The sequence below is a fragment of the Cytobacillus gottheilii genome, from assembly GCF_001636345.1.
In the GTDB taxonomy this organism is placed as follows: domain Bacteria; phylum Bacillota; class Bacilli; order Bacillales; family Cytobacillaceae; genus Cytobacillus; species Cytobacillus gottheilii.
Window position 1 is genome coordinate 4,510,501 of sequence record NZ_KV440945.1, and the last position, 22,005, is coordinate 4,532,505.

Sequence of the window (22,005 nt, forward strand, 5' to 3'; positions counted from 1 at the left end):
TATTCACTTATAATAATAAATAGATTATCACCAAGTTTTTGCTGCAAAATAAAACATTTTGAAGGAGCTAAAACATGCAGATCTCTAACAAAGTTACTGTGGAAACAAATGTTCATGCACCAATTGAAAAAGTTTGGAAGTGTTGGACAGAACCAGACCATATTAAAAACTGGAATAGTGCCTCTGATGATTGGCACACTCCATTTGCTGAAAACGACCTTCGAGCTGGAGGAAGCTTTGTTTCCAGAATGGAAGCAAAGGATGGAAGCGCTGGCTTCGACATGGGCGGAGTGTATGATGAAGTTGTATTACACGAACGAATCGCCTATACAATGGGTGATGGCAGAACGGTTCAAATACACTTTAAAGAAAACGGAAACGAAACCAAGATCGTTGAAACCTTTGATGCCGAGAGCACTCATCCAGTTGAATTTCAGCAGCAAGGATGGCAGGCCATTTTAGATAACTTTAAAAACTATGCTGAAAACAGCAACTAATTCTTCTATAGGAAAAGACTCAATCACCAGATTGAGCCTTTTATTTTCAATCCAATATTAAAGCATACTAGCCAATCACTTGTTCGTAGAGTTCCTCCCACTGCTGCTCAAGCTTCTCCTTCTCTGCAAACAATTGCTGCAAAATTTCTAAATCCTGAACTTCTGCCAGCCTTTCTTCTACCCCAGAAATCTTCTTCTCTACTTCTTCTAACACCTCTTCCAGATTATTGACCTTTATATTCTTCTGTTTAGTTGATTTTTGCCTGGGTGGAACAGTTTTCTCTTTCTCTATCACTACCTGTTGAATGCGGCTTCTTTTCTCAATCATTTTCTGCTTAGCCCATTGGTAATTCCCGTCAAATCCATGAACTTCCTGTGATTCAATCCAATATACCTTATCAAACAGTTTATTTAAGAAGTAACGGTCATGTGAAACAGCTAGAATTGTTCCTTTATATTTCTCCAAAGAGTCTTCCAGCACTTCTCGTGATTCAATATCAAGATGGTTTGTTGGTTCATCCAAAACAAGGACATTCGTATCCTGGTACATCAGCTGAGCTAACCGAAGTCTCATTCGCTCTCCCCCGCTCAACTGGGAAACCTTGCGGAAAACCATATGACCATAAAATAAAAATCCTGCTAATATCTGTCTCGCTTCACCTTCTGTCACTCTTACCTCGTTGCGGAATACATCCATAACGGTTTCATCTGCAATGTCAGAAAAAATATGCTGTGACAGATAGCCAAATTTCACACTGCTGCCAATTTTCACTTCTCCTGCATCTGCTTCCATTTGGCCAAGAATCATCTTAATCAAAGTAGATTTCCCTGTTCCATTTTCACCAATAATAGCCGTTCGATCCTGATATGAGATCTGTAAATTGACATGATTAAAAAGCAATTGCCCTCCAAATGTTTTTGATACCTCTTTCAGACTGATTACATCCTTCCCGCTGCGATCAGAAGAGTCCATATTAAGGTTCATTTTCTTGCGATTTAACACTGGCCGGTTCAATTTTTCCATTCTTTCCAATGCTCTTTCCATATTCCTCGCCCGCTTGTGGAGGCCTTCATTTGGGGGATTTGCCCGGTTTGCCCACTCTCTGAGCCGTTTAATCGCTTCTTTCATCTTCTTTATTTTCTTTTGCTGTTCTTCATAAGCGTGAAACTCCTGCAGCAGCCGCTCTTCCTTCTTCACTATATAATCAGAAAAGTTTGTTGGATAAGACTGAATCTCTCCATCTTCTAAATCTAAAATTTTTTTAACGACTTCATCTAGAAAATATCGGTCATGAGAGACCACCACAATCGTTCCATTGTAGTCCTTCAGAAAATGCCCCAGCCATTCAACTGCCATTAAATCTAAATGATTAGTCGGTTCATCTAAAATTAAAAAGTCCGGCTTTTGAAGCAGCATCAGAGCTAAACCAACCTTTGTTTTTTCTCCTCCGCTCAAGGAAGCGAATGGCTTCTCCTGCAGATGTAAAATCTGAAGTCCATGGATGATTTTATCAATGCTCGCTTCTATTTCGTATCCGCCTGCTAACATGAACTCATCCTGCAGCTGGCCGTAATCGAGGATAAGTTTTTCCAGCCTACCACTGTTTGCAGGATTACTCATATGATTCTCCAGCTCTTTCATTTTTTCTTCTGCTTGTAAAAGAGTTGAAAAGGCCGTCTTTAATACTTCCTTTGTTGTTAATTCCTTTGGAAAATCTGGGATTTGTGCCAAGTATCCAATTTGAGAACCTTTTTTCCAATGGATTTGCCCATAATCTGGGGTTTCTTCACCAGATAATAATTTTAATAATGTCGTCTTTCCGCTACCATTTCTGCCAACTAATCCGACCCGTTCCTGCTCTTGAATTTCAAATGATATATGTTCAAAAATGACGCTTCCGCCATACATTTTGCTAACTCCATTTACACTGCATGCAATCATCTTATTTCCTCCTTAAATAACAAAAAACCATGGGGACAGAAAACACCCATGGATCTCATACAAATTTTAAAACAAAAAAAAGAGGAGCATGAAACGCCCCTCTTTTGCCAGTTATATATAGTGGGTTAGAGATGTTTTCACTGTTTTAGCTTGCTATTAAGTTGTTAAAATTGGACAGACGTGTCCCGTTAACAACTTCAACAGCAAATTTAGCACGGTTAAAATACAAAAACTCATTCCAAAAACCGCACACTAAAACAGCTTGATTCAACATCCTTCCCCACCTCCGTTCAAAATAGAATTATTACTATTATAATAAATCCTATACATTTTTTCAAACTTTTCTCTAAATTAACAATCGACAAAATGCGGGGAATTTCGGGGCGTTTCGATGCATTTCGGGGCGTCACAGTGACCGGTCAGACCGGTCAGACCGGTCAGACCATCGTTCCCTGCTCAACACCATATTTATGGAATCAATCCATTCTCCTTCAAATTCCAGGTCGTTTTGATCGATACTTTCGAGTACAAATCCAGCCTTTTTGTACACTTTCTTTGCTCTCGGATTAAAATCAAATACACTCAAGGTAATTTGATTTAAATTTGTATTCTGGAATACATAATCAATCAATAATTGAGTGGCTTCGGATCCCAGTCCACGGTTTCTCCCTCTTGGACCGATCAGAATTCTAAAATTCATACTATGATCCTTCTCATTATATAAATTGATAACTGCTTCCCCTACTGCTATATTTAGAGACTTGTCCACAATGGCAAGATCAAGCCGGTCCTTCTGCTCATTTCTAGTGCTATACCACTCTATGACTGCTTCTCTGTCGTAATCAGCACTGCTCCCCGTCAGCTTTAAAACTTCAGGGTCCTTTAAACACTCTTCAATAGATGGAAAGTCATCCAGATTAAACGGTCTCAAGATGACTGCCTCACCTATAATAGTTGGTTTTATACTCAAATCCACCACACGAATTCCTCCTGTATAATCACATCATGTTGAAATAGATTATTGTTCCTCCACCCAAATTGAATTTAAATGATACACAAATAACTCATAAATTCTTTCTTGGTTCATTCGTTCTTTTTCCATTAAGGCATGTATGGCGACTCCATCAACTAATGCATACAACCGTTCAATTTCCAGATCGATATTTAAGTCTTTACGCAGCAGTTTTAACTGGTCCATTGATCGAATAAGCTTGGCCATTCCCTGATAGATCCTATCATGTGGAAGATCCATATTCACTTGCTTATGTCTTGCGTAGCTTATAAACGTAAACCACACTTCCATTTCAGCCAGTGTTTCGGGATTTGTTGGGACAAGCTGCATCAGGATTTGCAATATCATATCTTTTGGAGGTAATTCTTTTACAGCTATTTTTTCTATTCGCTCTGTTGCTCGTTCCATAACAAGCTTCATCGCAAATTCAAGCAGTTCATCTTGAGTGGAGAAATAGTGACGTAATGCTCCTAATGAGAGCCCTGCTTCTTTTGCTATATTCCGGACTGTTGCTCCTTCCATTCCCTGTTCAAGAATAACCCTCCATGACGCTTCAGCAATTTGTTTTTTTCTTAGATTATGATCAACTATTTTTGGCATAGTTTTATTTTATCATAAATTGTTTTTATAATACGATTGTATTATTTAAAATCAGATGTTATAATCTTTTTAAATAATACAACTGTATTAAAAAGGAGCTGGATCGTTTGAGTATAGTTGGCTGGATGATTATCTTTTGTGAAGTGATGTTTTGGGTCGTCATCTTATTAGGGTTAGTGACCCGGTATATTTTCAAGAGAAAAAGTCTTGGGTTGTTTTTATTAGCTTTAACTCCCGTCATTGATGTTATCTTGTTACTTACAGCTGGCTTTGATTTGTATCAGGGTGAATCTGCTACATTAGCACATGCCATCGCTGCCGTATATATAGGTGTTTCCCTTTCATTTGGAAAAAGCATGATTGCATGGGCAGACCAGCGCTTTCAATATTACGTTACAAAACAAGGAGAAAAGCCAAGAAAACGCTATGGAATGGATTATGCAAAGCATTACTTGAAAAGCTGGGTTAGACATCTGTTAGCCTATCTAATTGGTGTGGGTATATTAATGGGTTTAATCTTTTGGATTGGTGACCCAGCAAGAACAGAAGCCTTACTGGGTGTAACCAGAATTTGGTCAATCGCTTTGGCAATTGATCTGCTCATTTCAGTTACCTTTTTTATTTGGCCGCCAAAACCAAAGGGGTTTTCTTCATCAACCTAACATCATCCGGGCAATTTGATCAGTTACCCCCCAGCATTATGAGGTTATGTTTCATCCAACACTCCTAAAGCGGCAATGAATGTTCTGTCCACAATTGAGTTAACTAACGCGCCTAAATTAAACGGAATTTTTCCGACTATTTGCAGGATATAGCTCTTTTCGGAGGATTTAAGGGGAGGTTTTCCGGTTATTTAAAAGAAAACCTTACATTTTCATATTATTTAGGGCAATAGGCGGAATTTCTCCGTCTATTTAAGCCCTTTTCAGTGATATTTACTTTATAATCGGAATTTCTCCGTTTATTTTTTAGATTGGGTATTTAGTTGGTTTAATCTATATTCCTTTTACAGTACTTTTCCTTTTTTCTTAGCATCAGCATCTAATCCTGACCCAATCGCAACACCCATTGCCATACCGATTGGCATTCCGAGCGGCATATTATCAAATAAAAGAAATCCTAAAACCAAGCCTATGCTTATACCGAGGGCCAAATATATACCAATATAGTATCCACTAGGAACGAGTTGATGTTTTTTCATTAAATGTGAAGTGATATTTGCTGTCATTTGTCTATGAACCTTTATTTCTTGTGGTGTAAGCTCCTTCGTTTTTGCCTGATTCACCATCTGTAAGAGATGACTTTCTAATTCATCAAAATACTGACGGCATTCTTCACAGTCTGCTGAGAATTCTGCCAATCGATGAATGATCCGGCTGTATTTATCTAATTCCAGCTTTGCGGCTGTTTTTTCGCCAACTTTATTTTTAAGTTCTTCAAGATCAGCCTGGAGCTTGATCACTCTCTCCTCCATAAGATAACCTCCTTCATTACTTTTAATATTGTACAATCCACTGATGCCATTAAAAAATCACTTATCTCTTCTACGACCTGCATGAACAATTGGTCTCACTTTTTCTTAAAAACTGCCTTCTTCCTTACATGTCCCATTTCTTTCTATTTACAAAAATTATATTAAAATAATATAATAGATCTCATGTCAGTTGCTTAATCTTATTTTTAAGAGCGGGGGACCCAATTTTTACAGCGGAGTTTCCGCTTGGGGTGAATCCATTAAGGAAGGGCTTGCCGTTTCCCTTAGTCCTAACCCGAAAGCTAACCTCGTAAGCATTTAAGGAAACATATGAGAATATGAAAGAACGTGAATTGGCATCTTCGTCAATTCTATTTTTATTTCAAAATATCATTGTTTTCCTTGCCTAACACAAGTTTATAACAAACAAAAGAAGGTAGGGTAATGAATGAAAAAGTTTAAATTAAGTTTAGCAAGTCAAATTTTTATTGGTCTCGTTTTGGGTATTATTGTTGGCGGGATTTTTTATGGCAGTGAAACCGCTCAAAGTATCCTGCAGCCAATGGGCGATCTATTTATCCGTTTAATTAAGATGATTGTTGTCCCAATTGTTCTCTCAACGATCATTGTTGCGATAGCTGGTGTTGGGGATATCAAGTCTGTTGGTAAGCTTGGCGGCAAATCTTTAGTATATTTTATCGGTATGACACTGGTTGCTATAGCAGTAGGCCTAGTCTCCGCTAATATATTCCAGCCAGGTGCCGGCTTAAACATGGAAACTCTGCAGCAAAGTGACATTTCAAACTATGTTGAAACGAATGAAGCGCAAGAGGACAAATCCATTGCAGATACACTTCTGCATATAGTGCCCACAAATCCGGTACAAGCAATGGTTGAAGGAGATATGCTGGCCATCATCTTTTTTGCTGTAGTATTTGGCCTTGGTATTGCCGCAGTAGGGGATATCGGGAAACCAGTACTAAGATTTTTCGAGGGTACAGCAAAAGCAATGTTTTATGTGACGAACCTCTTTATGAAATACGCTCCAATTGGCGTGTTTGCTCTAATTGGTGTAACCATTTCTAAGTACGGTTTTTCATCCTTAATTCCATTAGGGAAATTAGCCATTACCGTTTATGGAACGATGATCTTTTTTGTCATTGTCATCTTAGGATTAATGGCCAAATTTGTTGGATTTAGTATTTTTAAATTATTGAAGATGATAAAAGGTGAATTATTACTTGCCTTTTCAACCGCAAGTTCAGAAACGGTACTTCCAAGGATTATGGAGAAGATGGAGCAGGCAGGAAGTCCAAAACATATTGCCTCTTTTGTTATTCCTACAGGCTATTCTTTTAACCTGGATGGTTCCGTTTTATATCAGGCAATAGCTTCTTTATTTATTGCACAAATGTTTGGCATCGAGTTAAGCATTGTACAGCAAATCACGCTGATGCTTGTTTTAATGGTTACTTCTAAAGGAATGGCGGGTGTACCAGGTGTATCCTTTGTTGTTCTATTAGCTACATTTAGTACAATTGGATTGCCGCCTGAAGGCTTAGCATTTATTGCCGGTATTGACCGGATCCTTGACATGGGGCGTACAGCGGTAAATGTTGCGGGAAACTCCTTGGCAGCCATTGTGATCGCCAAATGGGAAGGTCAATTCAACCCTCCAGCAGAGGCAGAAGAAGTTGTAAAAGCTTCTTAATGCTGCGGGGAACAGGATCAACTATTATAAAAATTAAACAGCAAAAAGGACAAGATCTTTTTCTTGTCCTTTTTGTGTTGCGTTTCTTTCTTTGTTCGCCGTGATTCGACAAATTCCGGGGCGTCACTGTGACGAGCCTGCACGAGCCTGCGCGCACAAGCCTACGCACAAACCTCCCTCAATCCACCACAATATAAGTCGCTTTCACAGGTCCATGAACCCCAACAATCAGATTCATTTCAATATCAGCACTATTGCTCGGACCCGTAATAAAGCTTACATAGGATGGTACATCTTCACCCTGTTCCTGCATATTGTGGATATGTGCAGCAGCTTGCGTCATTCGAGCTACAAGTGTGCTTTTCGGAATAATCGCAATAAAAGTCTTAGGCAGCAGGCTGATCGAGCGACCATTATCCTTATGGTTGAACAAAGTCACGGTACCAGACTCTGCTAAAGTAACGTCACTAAATACAAGCCCAACATCTGCAGATTCAGCTATCTCCTGATTTTTCTTGCCCAAAGCTGGATTCCAAACATGAACATCAAGTCTGTCCTCTGCCGCTTTAAAAAATTCATTGATCCCATATTCTTCATGCCGAGTATCATTTGACATAATAATAGACTTCCCAGCGAACTCATCTATGGTTTCTTGGAGAACGCTAACTAATCCTTTGCGGTCTGTTCGTTTAAAATCAGTATGAATGACTCTGCAATGTTCAGCTAAAATCTCCACTAACTGATCTTGCGTTTTATCTTTAAAGACCTCATATTGAGGTGTTACACTCCACTCTGGACGCTCAACCCCTTCAATGCGGCGTTCCCTTCCAAGTGTGGCAGCCAGCTTATCTAAAAATGCCTCACGATTCTTTATTGCCATTTGACTCACCATCTTTCTGCCTTTGCTTAAACCAGTCACGGAACGATTGACCCTGCGGAACACTAAAATTGCGCACGTCAGTCCATTCTTTTAAAGGTCCAGGTCCATTTTCAATTTCTTCATCCTTCACCCATGGTCCAAGAGCAGGCTTGGCGAGCTTTGCACTTAGATTATAAAGTGATGGATGGCTGGACCATTGTTCAAATCCTTTCATCATAAGCTTTTCGGCCATTGGTGCTTTCTTTTCTCTTTCAACAATGATTTGACGGTGGCGAACCAAATGCTCATGAAGCGGTATTTTCACCGGGCAAGCCTCTGTACATGCTGCACATAGTGTAGATGCGTATGGCAGTTCCTTATGATCGTCATACCCTTCTAAAAGCGGAGTGATGACTGCACCGATTGGTCCAGGATAAATGGAATTATAAGCATGGCCGCCAATATGCCGATAAACAGGGCATGCATTAATGCAGGCTGCACAGCGAATACAATGAAGTGCAGATTGAAATTCCGTCCCAAGTATTTTTGAACGGCCGTTGTCAACAACAACCAGGTGAAACTCTTCTGGTCCATCTACTTCTTCAGGCCCTTTGGCACCTGTAATAGCAGTAATATAACTCGTAAGCTTTTGACCAACAGCAGCTCGAGTTAATAAACTAACAAGAACCTCCATCTCTTCCCAGGTTGGAACAATCCTTTCCATACCCATCACTGTAATCACGGTATCCGGCAGACTCGTTACCATTTCTGCATTTCCTTCATTTGTAACTAATGTGATTGAACCAGACTCGGCTATCGCAAAGTTACAGCCTGTAATGCCCACATCCGCTGCAAGGAAATCCTGACGCAGCTGCTCTCTTGCAAAAGCGGCCAGCTCTTCTGGAGTATCTGATCCCTGATAGCCTTTTTTCTTGGAAAATGTTTCACGAATTTGCTGCTTATTTTTATGCAGGGCAGGAGTTACAATGTGTGAAGGAGGATCTTCGTCTAATTGTAAAATCCACTCTCCTAAATCGGATTCAACGACCTCAGCTCCTGCTTCTTCAAGCGCATTATTTAAACCAATTTCTTCTGTGACCATTGATTTTGCTTTAACTACTTTTTTGGCCTCTTTGTTTTTAATGATATTTTTTACATACTCATTTGCTTCTTCAGCTGTCTGAGCAAAAAAGACATTCCCGCCGCGTCTTGCCACTTGCTCACTTAATTGATGCAAATAGAAATCAAGATTCTCCATTGTATGTGCGCGAATTTCAGAACCAAGCTGGCGCCAGTCCTCCCAATTCCCTAATGCTTCTGCCTGTGTTAATCTTCCGTTCCGAAATCTTCCTTGAGCGGAGGATACGGCTTGCCTCATGAAGTCATCCTTAATTCCGTTTTGAATTCGTTCTTTGTATGGAATCTCGCCAATTTTGACGCTCATGTATATCCCTCCGTTTCTTAATGGGTGTTTAAAATTTCTGTGATATGAACGATTTTGACATTTTTTCCTTCACGGCTCATTCGGCCGCCAATATTCATTAAGCAGCCCATGTCTGCACCGACCAGATATTCTGCTTCCGTTTCTGAAACATGACGCGACTTCTCGCTAACCATCTCCTGTGAAATGGCTGCATTTTTCACTGCAAACGTTCCCCCAAACCCACAGCAGTCTTCCTCGTTTGGCAGCGTGACTAATTCTACTCCCTCTACATTGTTTAGCAATATTTTCGGCTGTTCCTTTACACCCAGCAGCCGTTTCATATGACAAGAAGAGTGGAATGTCACCTTTCCTTTAAACGTTGATCCGACATCCGTCACTTTTAACACATCTACTAAAAACTCAGTGATTTCATAGCATTTAGAAGCAAATGTTTTCGCTTCCTGCTCCCATTCTGGATCTCCGGCAAAAACATGAGGATATTCTTTAAGCATGCTAATACATGAACCGGATGGACCGACAATATATTCCGAGTCCTGGAAAGCCTTCATCATCTGTTTCATTGACTGCTTCGCTTCCTTTAAATAGCCGCTATTATATGCAGGCTGGCCGCAGCAAGTCTGCCCCATTGGATAATCCACTGTACATCCTAAGCGCTCTAGAATTTCCAGTGTGTTTTTTGCCACATCAGCAAAGAGGATATCACTTAGACATGTACTAAATAAGGAAACCTTCATACTAACTCACCTCTAAAAATTTTGGTAAAACACCGCTCTATTATTCGATATATTGAAAAAGACGCTTCTGAACAGTCTGCAAATGTTCAAGCATCGCCTGTCTTGCTTCATTTGGCTGTCTATTTTTTATAGCTTCATAGATTTTCCGATGTTCTGTTTTCAAGTCTTCTATTGTATTACCCGAATATAAGAAAACTTTTCTCGCTTCCTGAATCGTTTCAGATATAACTGAGGAAACACTGCTCATTAAATTAATTAATAATTTGTTGTGTGTTGCGTTTGCTATGGCTAAATGGAAATCAATATCTCCACTTGATGCCAATTCTTCATTGCCATTGGCATTTTCCATAACAATAATTGCCTTCTCAAGCGCCAGCAGGTCATCTTCCGTATGAACAAGAGCCGCCTGAGCAGCTGTACCCACTTCTAAAATTTCACGAACCTGATACAGTTCTTTTATATCCTCAATTTTCATTAAAAAGGCGATATTAACAGGCAGCTGGAACTTGGACGGATCAAAACTGTTTACAAATGTTCCTTCTCCGTGCCTTACCTCTACTAACCCCATCGTTCTCAGACCGCTAAGCGCTTCCCGTATAGTTGACTGACCCACTTCAAAGCTTTTAGCTAACTTTTCAACAGAATCTAATTTATCACCAGGTTTCAATTCACCTTTTTTTATAAAATCAATTATAGTTTCTGCTACTTCTTCATAAATCTTTTTCCCGCGGACACGTTTATAATTCACTATCTTCAACCCCCATCTATCTCTCTATTATATAAGTTTACTTACAGGAGAAACCAATGGGAAATCATGTTTACAAGTTTAGAAGAAATTTAAAAAGAGAAATCCTGAAATACCTGCTAAGACTCCATACACAATCGCAGGTCCGAGTGTTTTGCGAATAATTTCTCCTTCTTTGCCGGATAAGCCAACAACAGCACTCGCAGCCACCACATTATGCACACAAATCATATTCCCAGCTGCTGCACCGAGCAGCTGTACAGCTAATACAATATTGATGTCTAATCCAATTGCCTCTGCCACATTGTACTGAATCGGTGAGAAAGTTAAGGTCGAAACGGTTGCACTTCCAGTAATAAAAGCTCCCAGCTCTCCCAGGAATGGCGCAACGAAAATCCAAACGGAACCTAATGAATTAGCAAGCAACTCTGCAATATATTGCGGCATGCTGTTCAAATCATTCGCATTTATACCTGAATTAACAAATACTTGCACCATGGCTAACGTGGCAATTAAAGATATACTAGTGATTTTCATGGTACTTAATGCTTTCTTTGATGCTTGTGTGAATGTGCTATGTGATTTGCGCTGAATGATAAATGCAAAAATAGCTGCCAATGTTAAGACAGTTCCTGGAGAATACAAAAACTCCCAAGCTGATGTAACCCCTTCAACACCTAAGATATTTGTCCATGTGAAATCAATTGCAGTCTGTGTAAATTCCTTGAGCCAAGGTACAATTCTTGTCAGCAATAACAATGCAACAACTATAATATACGGTGACCAAGCTGTAATAATACTCATTGACGATCTTTGATTACTAACTGTAAAGTCCTCACGCATTGCCTTTTTCCATTCTGTTTTTGGAAGCAAGATCCCTTTAGAAGCTGTAAGTGTTGCTACAACTAAAGTAATGAGGGCAGCGAGGATCGATACAAATTCATGACCGAACAAACTTGCCACACCAAAAGCACTAGCTGTGTAGATTACGCCAATGAACAAAGTCCACGGAAGCATTGGCAGTGCACCCTTCAAACCATCCCCGCTAACTGCCGATAATACGACCATTAGAATAAATGGAATAAAAGTACCTGCCAGCAAATCAAGACTTGTAACTGTCACGGCAATGTCATGAAAAAAACTGGTATCCGCATTAGGAATATTACTTAACCCGACAGCCACTGGTGTACCTACTGCACCAAACATAACGGATGTACTATCAGCAATTAATGCGATTGTCGCAGCTACTAAAGGCCGAAAACCAAGAGCTAATAATAATGGTCCTGTTACCATAGCTGGTGTTCCGAACCCTGCTGCTCCTTCAATAAGAGCACCAAATAAGAAAGCGACAACAATTACCTGTACACGCATATCCCCTGAAATGCTTTGAAATCCTTGATTAATACGATCAACTGCCCCTGTGTTTTGAAGCGTATTCAATAAAACCAGAGCTCCAAATAAAATCCATAAAATAGTCAATGTTTTATGGGTTCCTTGAAAAACAGATGATAGTACAACCTGCCCTTCCATCCCCCAAGTCGTAAGCGCTAACAAAATTACGATTACTGAACTGATTGCCATCCCTTTTGCTGCTGACATTCTCAGTACAACAAGAAATAAAAAAGGAGCAATAATCGCACTTAGTGCAATAAGCAGTAACATATAAACCCTTCCCCCCTGTTTTCCATAAAAAATACAAGCGTTTACATATTAACAGGTCATCTGATGACCTTATAAATATAGTTACATATATTTCATAATTTTACAATGAAAAAGTTACTATTTTGTGAACTAATTTGACTTTTAAATTGTTTGTTAAAACCTCAGCCTTTTAGATGCCGAGCACAGATTAAAAACAAAGTCAGTATGTTATACCTCTTTCAGTCTATTAAAAACCTTACTTGTCCTCTCCCGGCATAATAAAAACCCCATCAAAAATAGGGGTCAGTTTAAATAAATTCTTTATTAACTTTTGTATTTTACTTTCAACGTTTTATCATAACTGAATCGAAAACCGCTTTTTCAATTCCAGCTTTCCTTTGGGTGTAACTTTTAACGCTCGAGTTTTAGGGATCCGCGAAAACCAACCTGCTTCAAGCAAGTTTTCGAGCAGTGCATTCCCTAAAGCACCTGCAATATGATGCTGCCTTTCAGTCCAGTCTAGGCAGCAAGGAGCAAACTTTCTCCTGCTGTTTCTTATATTTCCCTCTATAATTCCTAGCTCTTCCAGAAATATGCGCCCCTTCGCGGTAATGTCAAAATTCATATCTGTTTTGGTTAAAAAGCCTTGCTGCATCAATGCATTGGTGAGTTGCACACCTACATAACCGGCTAAGTGGTCATAGCAGGTTCTCGCAAGATGGATTGCACTTTTTTCTCTAAATTCATTGAGGGAATTCACAGCCGTTTTTGGTGCTATATGCAGTAATTGTTCCAGTACTCTGGCTACTTCACTGCTTTTCAGCTTGTAATAGCGATGCCTGCCGTGCTTTTCAACACTTACAAGATCCGCATCCAGCATCTTATGCAGATGAAAGCTGGCAGTCTGAGGTTTCACTTTTGCTATATAAGCTAGTTCTGAGCTCGGATGAATGGTTCCGTCCATTAAACATAGCAGTATGGCAGATCGAGTGGGGTCTGATAATAGTGCAGCGATTTTCGCTAGATCCGGATTCATTTTTGCCTCCATACATTCATATTTCGATGAGGGTTGTATTATTTAAAACCTATACTACTAGTGTAACGAATAGACAGGAGTGAATCAAAATGAAGATTAATAACTTTAAAGAAATAAAACCTAAAATTATGTATTATGGAACACCAACACTGCTCTTGAATACACTTAATGAAGATAATACGACCAATATTAGTCCGATGTCTTCATCTTGGGCTTTAGGGGATTGTATTGTTCTCGGAGTAGGTTTAGGAGGAAAGGCAATTGAAAATTTACAAAGACATAAAGAATGTGTGATCAATTTACCCGGTCCAGAACTATGGACAAATGTCGAGAATATCTCTTCCTTTACAGGGACAATGAATATCCCTAAAGGTAAAAGAGATATTGGTTTTACATATAAAAAGGATAAATACAAGGCAGCAGGACTCACAGCCTTGCCGTCAAAAACCGTTTTGCCAACCCGTATACAAGAATGTCCAATTCAAATTGAGGCAGTGGTCAAGAATATTCGAATACCAGAATATAATGGATTATTTGCCGTTGTAGAAACTCAAGTTATCCATTTTCACGCAGAAGAAAAGCTTATTAAACACGAACATTATGTTGATCCCGCTAAGTGGAGTCCGCTAATTTATAATTTTAGACATTACTTTGGATTAGGAAAGGAAGTCGGGAAATCGTTTCGGTCAGAAACTTGATTGAGGACAGTCTGCTGCCATGCAGTAAGGGCGATTATACTCGAACATCCGCATTCACCTTGAAACATACTTTACATAACACTTACAGCACACAAGAAAGGCAGCAATCCAAGAAGATTGCCGCCTGTTTATGAATGCTTAATTAAAGAAGCCATGCCTCTATCTACATCTTACTAAAATTTGAATTATAAGTCTATTATTAATTTTATCATAATGTCATAATAAACTTGCGCAAATGACTCATAACGTTATGGGAATGGAGAAAGACGTGAAACAGAACATTTATGATAATGCAGAATTTTTTCAGCAGTATGAGTCGATCAGAGAACGAGAATACAATTATAATAATTTGCTGGAGCAGCCAAATTTCTTAACGCTAGTTCCTGATCTTAAGGAAAAGGTTGTTTTAGATATTGGCTGTGGGATGGGGGATTTTGCAGCATCCTGTATAAAGCAGGGAGCTAAAAAGGTTACCGGAATTGATATATCTTCCAACATGATTATGACTGCTAATCGCCGCTATAAAAAAGATAACTTACATTTTCAAAATTGTAGTATCGAAAATTTTATTGCCGATGAAGGTTCAGTTGATTTTATTAGCAGCTCTTTAGCCTTTCACTATATCGAGCGCTTCGATGAGCTCGTCCAAAAAATCAGCAAGACTTTAAAAGAAGATGGTATTCTATTATTTTCAATTGAACATCCATTTGTTACTGCTAATAAAGGGTTTAAGGACAGAGTAGTAGATAGCGAAGGAAAGATACAGCACTTTGTTTTGGATCATTACCACAATGAAGGACTGCGGTCACAAAATTGGCTTGTAGAAAATGTTATTACTTATCATCGGACCTTTTCAACCATCATTAATACTCTCACTGATCACGATTTAATAGTTCAGAGAATAATAGAGCCACTACCTACAGCAGAAGCTATGAGGAAATTGCCCGGCTTAAAAAAAGAGACTCGCCGTCCGCCCTTTCTGATAGTAAGGGCTAAGAAGTAGAGTGCAAACGCTGAACGTTCAAACTAGAACAAGCAAAAAATTCAACAGATAAATCTGCAAGAGGCCATGTCTGATCACGGCCTCTTGTAGTTCTATAAACATGATGAAATCTACAGTATAACTAGAGCCCATAATTTCATCAAAAGAGACAGAGGTTCCCCTCATGTCTCAATTTACACTCTCTTTAATATTCTCTACAGTATCCTCAATCTGCTCTCCCCAATGATCGTTCTTCTCAGCAAGTACGATATTGCCGTCAGAATCGATGACCCCATAGCCTCTGTATGCTACATCTCCGTTTTTCATTCCCATAGAATCAATTAGCTCTAGTTCGGGATCAGAAATGAAAGGAATACTTTGACCAAATTCATCGTTTAAAGCATTGTATAATTGAAGCTGTTCCTCTGGAGAATCCTTGCTAATTACGTACATATCAACATCTAAATCTGCTAACATATCCAAATTTTCGTGCAACTGAACCAGTTGCTGTGCGCAAAGTCCTCAGGTGTATGTTGTAATAAAGAAAAATACTGCCGGTTTGTCTGATGGAAATGTAACCTTTTCTGCATTCTGATTTAGCAGAGTTACAGGCTCACTCAGTGACTTTTGTCCGCAAGCTGATAAAAAGAGCATGGACAAAATGATGAAAAGAAATGATTTTGTTTTCATTTTTATCTCCTTTTGATTTTTTCTAAACTCTCTGCAATTAACCTGCCTACCTCTATTATGAATAACAATAAGAACTAATAATAAAAAGGATACATGATTTCCCTCTTAGGTACAATGCAGAAAAGTGAATAAACTAATTTATAGCAGTGCAGATTTGTTACACTTTTTTACCATTTAAATCATAAACGCCTCGTTTAAAGGCAATAGTACTTATATAAGTATAATAATAGCAGGGGTGTTCAAATGAAAAAGGCAAGTTATTTAAATATAGGAATGGTGCTTCTATCCTGGTTATCCCTTCCTTTACTTGGGAAAAAATCAGTGAAAAGGTTTATTCTTTCCTCCCTTTTCATGAGTCTGTATATCATTTTTGAATTTAAATTTGCAGAAAAGAGAAAGTGGTGGTGGTTTCCCATTTCCCTTAAATCAAATTTTCTGGGAGGCTTACCCATTATACTCGGCCCGTTCCTTGTTGGGTCTATGTGGATATTAAAATTCACTTACGGGAAGTTTAATTTATACCTATTAGTAAATATCCTAGTAGATTCTCTCTTTACATACTTTGGCATGGAATGGTTTAAAAAAATTGGTTACGCATCTTTAGTAAGGCTAACAAAGTTTCAATTATCACTTGTTTTTCTAATAAAGTCCTTTGTGTTATATGGTTTCCAGGTTATATATGAAAAGTTTACAAAGCATGGTTCAAGCAGAGGAAAGACTGAAGAATCCTTTTAATAAATGGAGTAAATAAAAAGCCCCTCTCGTTTTGAGAAGGGTTTTTATAAATGTATTACATATATTATTTATCGGAAGTTTTTCCATCAAGATCATGATGCACTTCTGTTGCCGGGACTTTGGGGTCTGGGATGTTGCCTTGTGCTGCTGGTTCAGTTACATAGACGAAATCTCCCGTTCCATCTGGTGCACTTCCAGTAGCCCACAGCCCTGTAGATGATTCCTCGCCTTGTGATAGGTTCCAAAATTCTAATCCATGAGGCTGAGCCTCTTGCTCTGCTTCTGGCGGGAAGCTAGCAGGTACGACTACCCCGTTTTTCTCTTCGAGTTCGGCAATCGCAGCCATCCACTGATATTGATGATAGCGGTCACGCGCAAGCATTTTACGGAGTGTAGTACGAACACCCTCGTCATCTGTCATATGATAAATACGGGCCACTTGAAGTCTTCCCTGACTTTCTGCGTTAAGATTTGCTCTCATATCAGCAAGCAGGTTTCCGCTGGCTATTATATAACCTGAATTCCATGGAACACCCTGAGAGTCTTTAGGAGTAGCCCCTAGTCCGCTAACGATTAAATGCTGAGGATTCACTCCTCCCATAATGGCTGCCAAAGTCGGATCTTTAGCTGCTTCTGCCTGCTGATCAGGTGAAGTGCCATCCAGCAATTGGCTAATCAAAGAGCAAAGCATTTCAACATGGCCAATTTCTTCTGTACCGATATCCATTAGCATGTCTTTATATTTTTCATTGCCGCGGCAGTTAAAGCCTTGAAATAAATACTGCATCATTACTGACATCTCACCAAATTGACCACCTAATACTTCTTGAATATGCTTGGCGAGCTGCGGGTCGGGACGATCTACTTTTACTTCAAATTGCAATTCTTTTTGATGTCGAAACATGATATTCCTCCTAATTTAAGAGGCTTTTCGAGTAAGATTTGGGCACTTAGCACAAATAGGTATAACATTGTGCAGGCAAGTGACCCATTAGTCTTACTACCAAAAAGCAGCTTTTCGATTTTGTGGATCTCCTGTCTACGATTCTTTTTTTACCCATCATTCAAGGTGTAAAACTTTAATAAATAGATTTCCAATAAAAAAGGAGAGCCTTCAAAAGAAGACTCTTTCCATTAGCTCTTTTTTAAGATTAACCTTTCAAATGCCATCCTGAATGCTAATCCCATCGATCTATATCTTATGAAACAGGGAAATGTGATCACCCTTACGTAATATGGTTCTCGTTTTAATTAAAAAAGCTGACTTAATGAAACACCATTAAGTCAGCCAATCAATATGATGATCCAATTGCTAAACAAGTCTTTTCCGAATCTGAGTAGAGATGAGGTCAATGACTGTTACAACAACAATGATCATCAACAGGATAAGCCCCATTTCCTCCCAGTTTCGATTCATTTTCGCAAATACAATTAATGTTCCTATACCTCCTGCTCCGACGATCCCGAGGATGGTTGAAGCACGCACATCGATTTCAAAACGATAGATGGCATAGGAAAGAAATTCAGGTGTAATCTGCGGAAGGATTCCATGAACTAGTATCTGCAGCTTGTTAGCTCCATTCGCTTCCATGGCTTCCACCACATTTGTATCGATAGATTCCAGAACTTCAGAATACAATTTCCCTAGCATTCCTGTAGAACCAATTGCAATGGCAAGGACTCCCGCAAAAGGCTTTGGTCCGACAACAACTATAAATAAAATGGCTAAAATGATATCCGGGAAAGCACGGATTGCACTTAGGATCCATTTTCCAATTGTCGTTAATACTCTGTTATTTGTCATGTTTTGCGCAGCTAAGAAACCAAGAGGAATGGCAAGAATAGCTGCCATTAAAGAGCCGGCAAAGGCGATATAAATCGTTTCCACCATGGCTGCCCAAACATCTGATAGAGCTGACCAGTCAGGATCTAAAAGTTTGGGAATAATACGGGCATAATTGTTAGTCATCCGGTCTACAGCTTTGGCAAAGTCAATATCAATCCCCATAAATGTCCAAATATAGATCCCGGCTAAAATAACCCCAATAAGGATATTTCGCACTGTCTTAAAAGTTGAACGCTTCGGTTTAGGAGGTAAATTATGCATCATCAGACAATCGCCTCCCTTACTTTTGTACTAATATATTCAATGATTACCACCAATGCAAAAATGATAATAATAATACCCATTGCATTCGGATATTCATAGAACTTGATCTGCTGATCAAGGATTTGTCCAATTCCACCGGCACCTACTAACCCTAATACAACAGAGGCACGGATATTAATTTCAAAAACATATAAAACAAATGACGTAAATTGAGGCAGTACTTGCGGCACAACAGCATAGTAAATAGTTTGAATTGTATTCGCTCCAGATGCTTGCATCGCCTCTAAAGGATTCATATCAATTGCTTCAATCGTTTCACTTATTAATTTGGCTAGTAATCCTAGGGAAAAGATAACCAGTGCGATAATACCAGGTAATGCTCCAATCCCGAATAACGCAACGAAAATAACAGCAAGTACCAGATCTGGAATCGTTCTTAAAATATTCAATAAAAAGCGGACAATATTATAAAGAATTTTATTGGTTGTAACATTATTGGCTGCCAGTAAGCTTAATGGAATACAGAGAATTCCTGCAGCTGTCGTTGCAATAATAGCCATCTGAATTGTATCAGCTAAAGCTGGCCAAATGGCTTGAAATAGGCTTAAATTAGGCGGGAAAAATTTTTGAAATAGCTCTCCCATATTTCCAATTCCATCAATAAACTCAGTTATTGAAGATTCTGTTTTAAAGGAACTAAAAAGGTAGAATGCTAGTACAATAAAGAAAATAACTGTAACTCGAAACTTGGCTTTTAAGGGAATAACCGAAGGTGACTGGGTACTGGTTTTTTTTATTTCTTTTTCTGTCATGCCTCAGTCCCTCCGCGAAGATCACCTTCACGTATTGTTCGGCCATATATTTCTTCAAATGTTTTTTCAGATACTTCTGAAGCAGGGCCATCAAATACGACCTCACCAGCTCGCATACCAATAATACGATCCGCGTATTCCATCGCCATATCAATAAAGTGAAGATTTACGACCGTTGTAATATTATCTTCTTGATTGATTTTCCTTAAATATGTCATAACTTGGTGAGAAGTAGGCGGATCAAGTGATGCAACAGGTTCATCTGCCAGGATATACTTCGGCTTTTGAGTAAGCACACGCGCTATACTTACACGCTGCTGCTGTCCGCCGCTTAGTTCGTCGGCACGATTGTATATTTTTTCTTCAATATTTACACGCTTAAGGCTTTCATACGCAAGACTGCGGTCCTCTTTGGAGAATAAATTGAAGAGTGAACGCAATGTGCCAGTGTGACCAAGCCGGCCAGCTAATACATTTTTAAAGACATTGGAACGTTTTACAAGATTGTAATTTTGGAAGATCATTCCGACTTTTGTGCGGAGGCTGCGAAGTCTTTTCCCTTTATGGGTTAAAATATTTTCATTATCAACTAATAGTTCGCCTTCAGTCGCTGTAACAAGTTTATTTATACTTCGGATTAACGTCGATTTACCGGCACCTGAAAGGCCGACAATCACAACGAATTCACCCTCATTAATTGTTAAGTTCACATTCTTTAAACCTTTTGTTCCATTTGGATATGTTAAGGAAACATTTTTAAATTCAATCATTGGATATAACCCCTTTTATTCTCGGTGTATTCTAACAGCCTCAATTCTTAGCTTGCTTTAAGCGAGTTTGCTGAATTGGCAAGCCGATAAGGTGGAAACTGCCTTACACTTCAGATCAAATTGCGTTAAGTGAATGAACTATGATACAAATTGACCTTATTAAAAGTGTAAAAAGAGAGGAGAACTTGCCTCCTCTCTCCAAGTTATTCAATATTAGTCTAAAGTAATTGAATCTTTAAGTTTTGAGTATGTGTCACGAACAACTTGGTATTCAGCATCTTCAGCTGCCTCAATGGCATCCCAGCTGTATACTTCGTTCATGATTTTGATCATTTCTTCATCTTCGTTGAAAGAAAGGAATATTTCATTAATTTTTGTAACTAGCTCTTCATCTAATTCTTTAACAGTAGAGATTGTATCGTTTGGAATATCTGAAGTATAGCCAAGAATCTTTAATTCTTCTTCAATATCTGGATACTCCTCAACAAGGTCACCACGAACATCATCAAATGTAGTTGCTACATCTGCATCGCCTTCATAAACAGCAATCGCTGCTGTGTCATGACCGCCAGCTGCAATAGCTTCAGAGAAAAATTCAGTTTGAAGCGCTTCAGCAGAAGCAATATCAAACTCACCCATTAATTGTGCTGCTGGGAAAAGGAATCCAGAAGTTGAAGCAGCATCAGGATAAGCCCAGATTTTTCCTTCTAAATCTTCTAAAGACTCAATGCCAGAATCAGCGCGAACAACATATTGTGCTTTATAAGTTCCGCTTCCGTAACGAACAGATTTTAATTGAACATCAACACCGTATTGCTCATTAGCTAGTACATAAGCAAATGCAGGAATGAAACCAATTTGTACTTCATTTGCACCCATTGCTTCGATAAGTGCTGAGTAATCTGTCATAACTTTACCTTCTACTTCCATGCCAAGCTCCTCGCTTAAGCGATCAGCTAAAGGTTCAACAGTATCCGCAATTGTATCTGAATCCTGTGATGGTACAAATCCCATTACAAGACTTTCAGGTGTTTCAGTAGTTTCACTTCCATTGCTATCATCTGTTGAATCTCCTGATGTATCTTCATTACTTGAAGATTCTCCGCCGCAAGCTGCTAGAGTTACTGCTAATAGAGTTATTAGCAAGAAACCAAGAAATTTTTTCATAATTAATTCCTCCCGAAGTTTATGAATTTTGCCTAAAACCTATTATGACTGCGGAAAATCTACTTTTCTACCATTCTGGGGTTTTTATACACTGCTTTTACATGGCTTTACATTCGGTGAAATCACCTCTATTTGCCTATCTATTGAAGCTCAAAGGGTTAGGTAGTATTTACTATTTTTGATCATGATTAGATTTACGAAATATTTACATGGGTAAATGCATAAGTCTATGAATAACGGGTATATATTTATCGCTAATTTTTTTCTGTACGACCTATTTTTCTTATTAAAATAAGGGATCAGCTATTCAAACAGAACCGTTACATTGTACTGCGGAATCTGGCCT

General features: G+C 38.9%; 22 protein-coding genes, 1 pseudogene and 1 riboswitch. Of the genes and pseudogenes, 5 read left to right on the top strand and 18 right to left on the bottom strand.

Going from position 1 to position 22,005, the window contains the following annotated elements; genetic code table 11:
* Positions 1-74 precede the first annotated feature (74 nt).
* A complete protein-coding gene (locus A6754_RS21870; RefSeq protein ID WP_066451030.1) occupies positions 75-497 on the top strand; it encodes an SRPBCC family protein in 423 nt (140 codons plus the stop codon).
* 67 nt (positions 498-564) lie between these two features.
* Here the strand turns inward: A6754_RS21870 and abc-f are convergent, their stop codons facing one another.
* The 4 genes from abc-f to A6754_RS21885 all read right to left on the bottom strand — a co-directional run bounded on the left by abc-f (position 565) and on the right by A6754_RS21885 (position 4,051).
* Positions 565-2,439, bottom strand: a complete 1,875-nt coding sequence (gene abc-f, locus A6754_RS21875) for a ribosomal protection-like ABC-F family protein (RefSeq protein ID WP_066451033.1) — start codon at positions 2,437-2,439, stop codon at positions 565-567.
* A 145-nt stretch (positions 2,440-2,584) separates the two neighbouring features.
* Positions 2,585-2,713 (bottom strand): RAxF-45 family protein, encoded by a 129-nt coding sequence (locus A6754_RS23320; RefSeq protein ID WP_257298990.1) that lies wholly within the window; start codon positions 2,711-2,713, stop codon positions 2,585-2,587.
* 132 nt (positions 2,714-2,845) lie between these two features.
* Positions 2,846-3,418, bottom strand: a complete 573-nt coding sequence (locus tag A6754_RS21880) for a GNAT family N-acetyltransferase (RefSeq protein ID WP_066451036.1) — start codon at positions 3,416-3,418, stop codon at positions 2,846-2,848.
* 39 nt (positions 3,419-3,457) lie between these two features.
* A complete protein-coding gene (locus A6754_RS21885) occupies positions 3,458-4,051 on the bottom strand; it encodes a TetR/AcrR family transcriptional regulator (RefSeq protein WP_066451039.1) in 594 nt (197 codons plus the stop codon).
* Positions 4,052-4,158: 107 nt separating this feature from the next.
* On the opposite strand from A6754_RS21885, the gene A6754_RS21890 reads away from it, so the two are divergent.
* Positions 4,159-4,713 carry a hypothetical protein gene (locus A6754_RS21890; protein ID WP_066451041.1) on the top strand — a complete coding sequence of 185 codons (555 nt, stop codon included), beginning with the start codon at positions 4,159-4,161 and terminating at the stop codon, positions 4,711-4,713.
* Between the two features lie 344 nt (positions 4,714-5,057).
* Here A6754_RS21890 and A6754_RS23325 read toward each other — a convergent pair whose 3' ends face one another.
* Complete coding sequence (locus tag A6754_RS23325) at positions 5,058-5,525, bottom strand: glycine zipper domain-containing protein (RefSeq protein ID WP_246586548.1); 468 nt, start codon at positions 5,523-5,525, stop codon at positions 5,058-5,060.
* Between the two features lie 181 nt (positions 5,526-5,706).
* Positions 5,707-5,857, top strand: a riboswitch (cyclic di-AMP (ydaO/yuaA leader).
* Between the two features lie 116 nt (positions 5,858-5,973).
* Here A6754_RS23325 and A6754_RS21900 point away from each other — a divergent pair.
* Positions 5,974-7,236, top strand: a complete 1,263-nt coding sequence (locus tag A6754_RS21900) for a cation:dicarboxylate symporter family transporter (RefSeq protein ID WP_066451044.1) — start codon at positions 5,974-5,976, stop codon at positions 7,234-7,236.
* Between the two features lie 178 nt (positions 7,237-7,414).
* Here A6754_RS21900 and A6754_RS21905 read toward each other — a convergent pair whose 3' ends face one another.
* The 6 genes from A6754_RS21905 to A6754_RS21930 all read right to left on the bottom strand — a co-directional run bounded on the left by A6754_RS21905 (position 7,415) and on the right by A6754_RS21930 (position 13,695).
* On the bottom strand, positions 7,415-8,116 hold the full coding sequence (locus A6754_RS21905; RefSeq protein WP_180320261.1) for a LutC/YkgG family protein: 702 nt from the start codon (positions 8,114-8,116) through the stop codon (positions 7,415-7,417).
* Positions 8,097-9,539 carry a LutB/LldF family L-lactate oxidation iron-sulfur protein gene (locus A6754_RS21910; protein ID WP_066451049.1) on the bottom strand — a complete coding sequence of 481 codons (1,443 nt, stop codon included), beginning with the start codon at positions 9,537-9,539 and terminating at the stop codon, positions 8,097-8,099. The genes A6754_RS21905 and A6754_RS21910 overlap by 20 nt, the downstream gene beginning before the upstream one ends.
* Before the next feature lie 17 nt (positions 9,540-9,556).
* Positions 9,557-10,273 (bottom strand): (Fe-S)-binding protein, encoded by a 717-nt coding sequence (locus A6754_RS21915; RefSeq protein WP_066451053.1) that lies wholly within the window; start codon positions 10,271-10,273, stop codon positions 9,557-9,559.
* A 40-nt stretch (positions 10,274-10,313) separates the two neighbouring features.
* Positions 10,314-11,021 carry a FadR/GntR family transcriptional regulator gene (locus tag A6754_RS21920; protein ID WP_066451056.1) on the bottom strand — a complete coding sequence of 236 codons (708 nt, stop codon included), beginning with the start codon at positions 11,019-11,021 and terminating at the stop codon, positions 10,314-10,316.
* Between the two features lie 78 nt (positions 11,022-11,099).
* The gene (locus tag A6754_RS21925; protein ID WP_066451059.1) at positions 11,100-12,680 is read right to left on the bottom strand and encodes an L-lactate permease; all 1,581 of its coding nucleotides are present in this window, start codon (positions 12,678-12,680) and stop codon (positions 11,100-11,102) included.
* 334 nt (positions 12,681-13,014) lie between these two features.
* Positions 13,015-13,695 carry an ArsR/SmtB family transcription factor gene (locus A6754_RS21930; protein ID WP_066451062.1) on the bottom strand — a complete coding sequence of 227 codons (681 nt, stop codon included), beginning with the start codon at positions 13,693-13,695 and terminating at the stop codon, positions 13,015-13,017.
* 89 nt (positions 13,696-13,784) lie between these two features.
* Between A6754_RS21930 and A6754_RS21935 the strand changes: the two genes are divergently transcribed.
* Positions 13,785-14,393, top strand: a complete 609-nt coding sequence (locus tag A6754_RS21935; RefSeq protein WP_066451064.1) for a flavin reductase family protein — start codon at positions 13,785-13,787, stop codon at positions 14,391-14,393.
* A 268-nt stretch (positions 14,394-14,661) separates the two neighbouring features.
* Entirely contained in the window at positions 14,662-15,396 is a 735-nt protein-coding gene (locus A6754_RS21940) for a class I SAM-dependent methyltransferase (RefSeq protein WP_066451069.1), read from the top strand.
* A 168-nt stretch (positions 15,397-15,564) separates the two neighbouring features.
* Here the strand turns inward: A6754_RS21940 and A6754_RS21945 are convergent.
* The 7 genes and pseudogenes from A6754_RS21945 to phnD form a co-directional block, all read right to left on the bottom strand.
* Positions 15,565-15,882: pseudogene (locus A6754_RS21945) on the bottom strand (redoxin domain-containing protein); the annotation flags it as partial.
* Positions 15,883-15,897: 15 nt separating this feature from the next.
* Positions 15,898-16,065 (bottom strand): hypothetical protein, encoded by a 168-nt coding sequence (locus A6754_RS23080; protein WP_180320262.1) that lies wholly within the window; start codon positions 16,063-16,065, stop codon positions 15,898-15,900.
* Positions 16,066-16,864: 799 nt separating this feature from the next.
* Positions 16,865-17,704: a manganese catalase gene (locus tag A6754_RS21955; RefSeq protein WP_066451079.1), complete on the bottom strand. Its 840-nt coding sequence runs from the start codon at positions 17,702-17,704 to the stop codon at positions 16,865-16,867.
* Between the two features lie 408 nt (positions 17,705-18,112).
* On the bottom strand, positions 18,113-18,910 hold the full coding sequence (phnE, locus tag A6754_RS21960) for a phosphonate ABC transporter, permease protein PhnE (protein WP_156495838.1): 798 nt from the start codon (positions 18,908-18,910) through the stop codon (positions 18,113-18,115).
* Positions 18,910-19,722: a phosphonate ABC transporter, permease protein PhnE gene (phnE, locus tag A6754_RS21965; RefSeq protein WP_066451082.1), complete on the bottom strand. Its 813-nt coding sequence runs from the start codon at positions 19,720-19,722 to the stop codon at positions 18,910-18,912. The genes phnE (A6754_RS21960) and phnE (A6754_RS21965) overlap by 1 nt, the downstream gene beginning before the upstream one ends.
* Entirely contained in the window at positions 19,719-20,492 is a 774-nt protein-coding gene (gene phnC, locus A6754_RS21970) for a phosphonate ABC transporter ATP-binding protein (protein ID WP_066451089.1), read from the bottom strand. Before phnC ends, phnE (A6754_RS21965) begins: the two co-directional genes overlap by 4 nt.
* 213 nt (positions 20,493-20,705) lie before the next feature.
* The gene (gene phnD, locus A6754_RS21975; RefSeq protein ID WP_066451092.1) at positions 20,706-21,659 is read right to left on the bottom strand and encodes a phosphate/phosphite/phosphonate ABC transporter substrate-binding protein; all 954 of its coding nucleotides are present in this window, start codon (positions 21,657-21,659) and stop codon (positions 20,706-20,708) included.
* Positions 21,660-22,005 lie beyond the last annotated feature (346 nt).

Excerpts from the sequence above, each read along its gene's own strand:
- A6754_RS21925 (WP_066451059.1), bottom strand. The coding sequence starts at position 12,680 with ATGTTACTGCTTATTGCACTAAGTGCGATTATTGCTCCTTTTTTATTT.
- phnD (WP_066451092.1), bottom strand. The coding sequence starts at position 21,659 with ATGAAAAAATTTCTTGGTTTCTTGCTAATAACTCTATTAGCAGTAACT.
- phnC (WP_066451089.1), bottom strand. The coding sequence starts at position 20,492 with ATGATTGAATTTAAAAATGTTTCCTTAACATATCCAAATGGAACAAAA.
- A6754_RS23320 (WP_257298990.1), bottom strand. The coding sequence starts at position 2,713 with ATGTTGAATCAAGCTGTTTTAGTGTGCGGTTTTTGGAATGAGTTTTTG.
- A6754_RS21885 (WP_066451039.1), bottom strand. The coding sequence starts at position 4,051 with ATGCCAAAAATAGTTGATCATAATCTAAGAAAAAAACAAATTGCTGAA.
- A6754_RS21915 (WP_066451053.1), bottom strand. The coding sequence starts at position 10,273 with ATGAAGGTTTCCTTATTTAGTACATGTCTAAGTGATATCCTCTTTGCT.
- A6754_RS21935 (WP_066451064.1), top strand. The coding sequence starts at position 13,785 with ATGAAGATTAATAACTTTAAAGAAATAAAACCTAAAATTATGTATTAT.
- abc-f (WP_066451033.1), bottom strand. The coding sequence starts at position 2,439 with ATGATTGCATGCAGTGTAAATGGAGTTAGCAAAATGTATGGCGGAAGC.
- A6754_RS21910 (WP_066451049.1), bottom strand. The coding sequence starts at position 9,539 with ATGAGCGTCAAAATTGGCGAGATTCCATACAAAGAACGAATTCAAAAC.
- A6754_RS23080 (WP_180320262.1), bottom strand. The coding sequence starts at position 16,065 with ATGAAAACAAAATCATTTCTTTTCATCATTTTGTCCATGCTCTTTTTA.
- A6754_RS21905 (WP_180320261.1), bottom strand. The coding sequence starts at position 8,116 with ATGGCAATAAAGAATCGTGAGGCATTTTTAGATAAGCTGGCTGCCACA.
- A6754_RS23325 (WP_246586548.1), bottom strand. The coding sequence starts at position 5,525 with ATGGAGGAGAGAGTGATCAAGCTCCAGGCTGATCTTGAAGAACTTAAA.
- A6754_RS21955 (WP_066451079.1), bottom strand. The coding sequence starts at position 17,704 with ATGTTTCGACATCAAAAAGAATTGCAATTTGAAGTAAAAGTAGATCGT.
- A6754_RS21930 (WP_066451062.1), bottom strand. The coding sequence starts at position 13,695 with ATGAATCCGGATCTAGCGAAAATCGCTGCACTATTATCAGACCCCACT.
- A6754_RS21900 (WP_066451044.1), top strand. The coding sequence starts at position 5,974 with ATGAAAAAGTTTAAATTAAGTTTAGCAAGTCAAATTTTTATTGGTCTC.
- phnE (WP_156495838.1), bottom strand. The coding sequence starts at position 18,910 with ATGATGCATAATTTACCTCCTAAACCGAAGCGTTCAACTTTTAAGACA.
- A6754_RS21870 (WP_066451030.1), top strand. The coding sequence starts at position 75 with ATGCAGATCTCTAACAAAGTTACTGTGGAAACAAATGTTCATGCACCA.
- phnE (WP_066451082.1), bottom strand. The coding sequence starts at position 19,722 with ATGACAGAAAAAGAAATAAAAAAAACCAGTACCCAGTCACCTTCGGTT.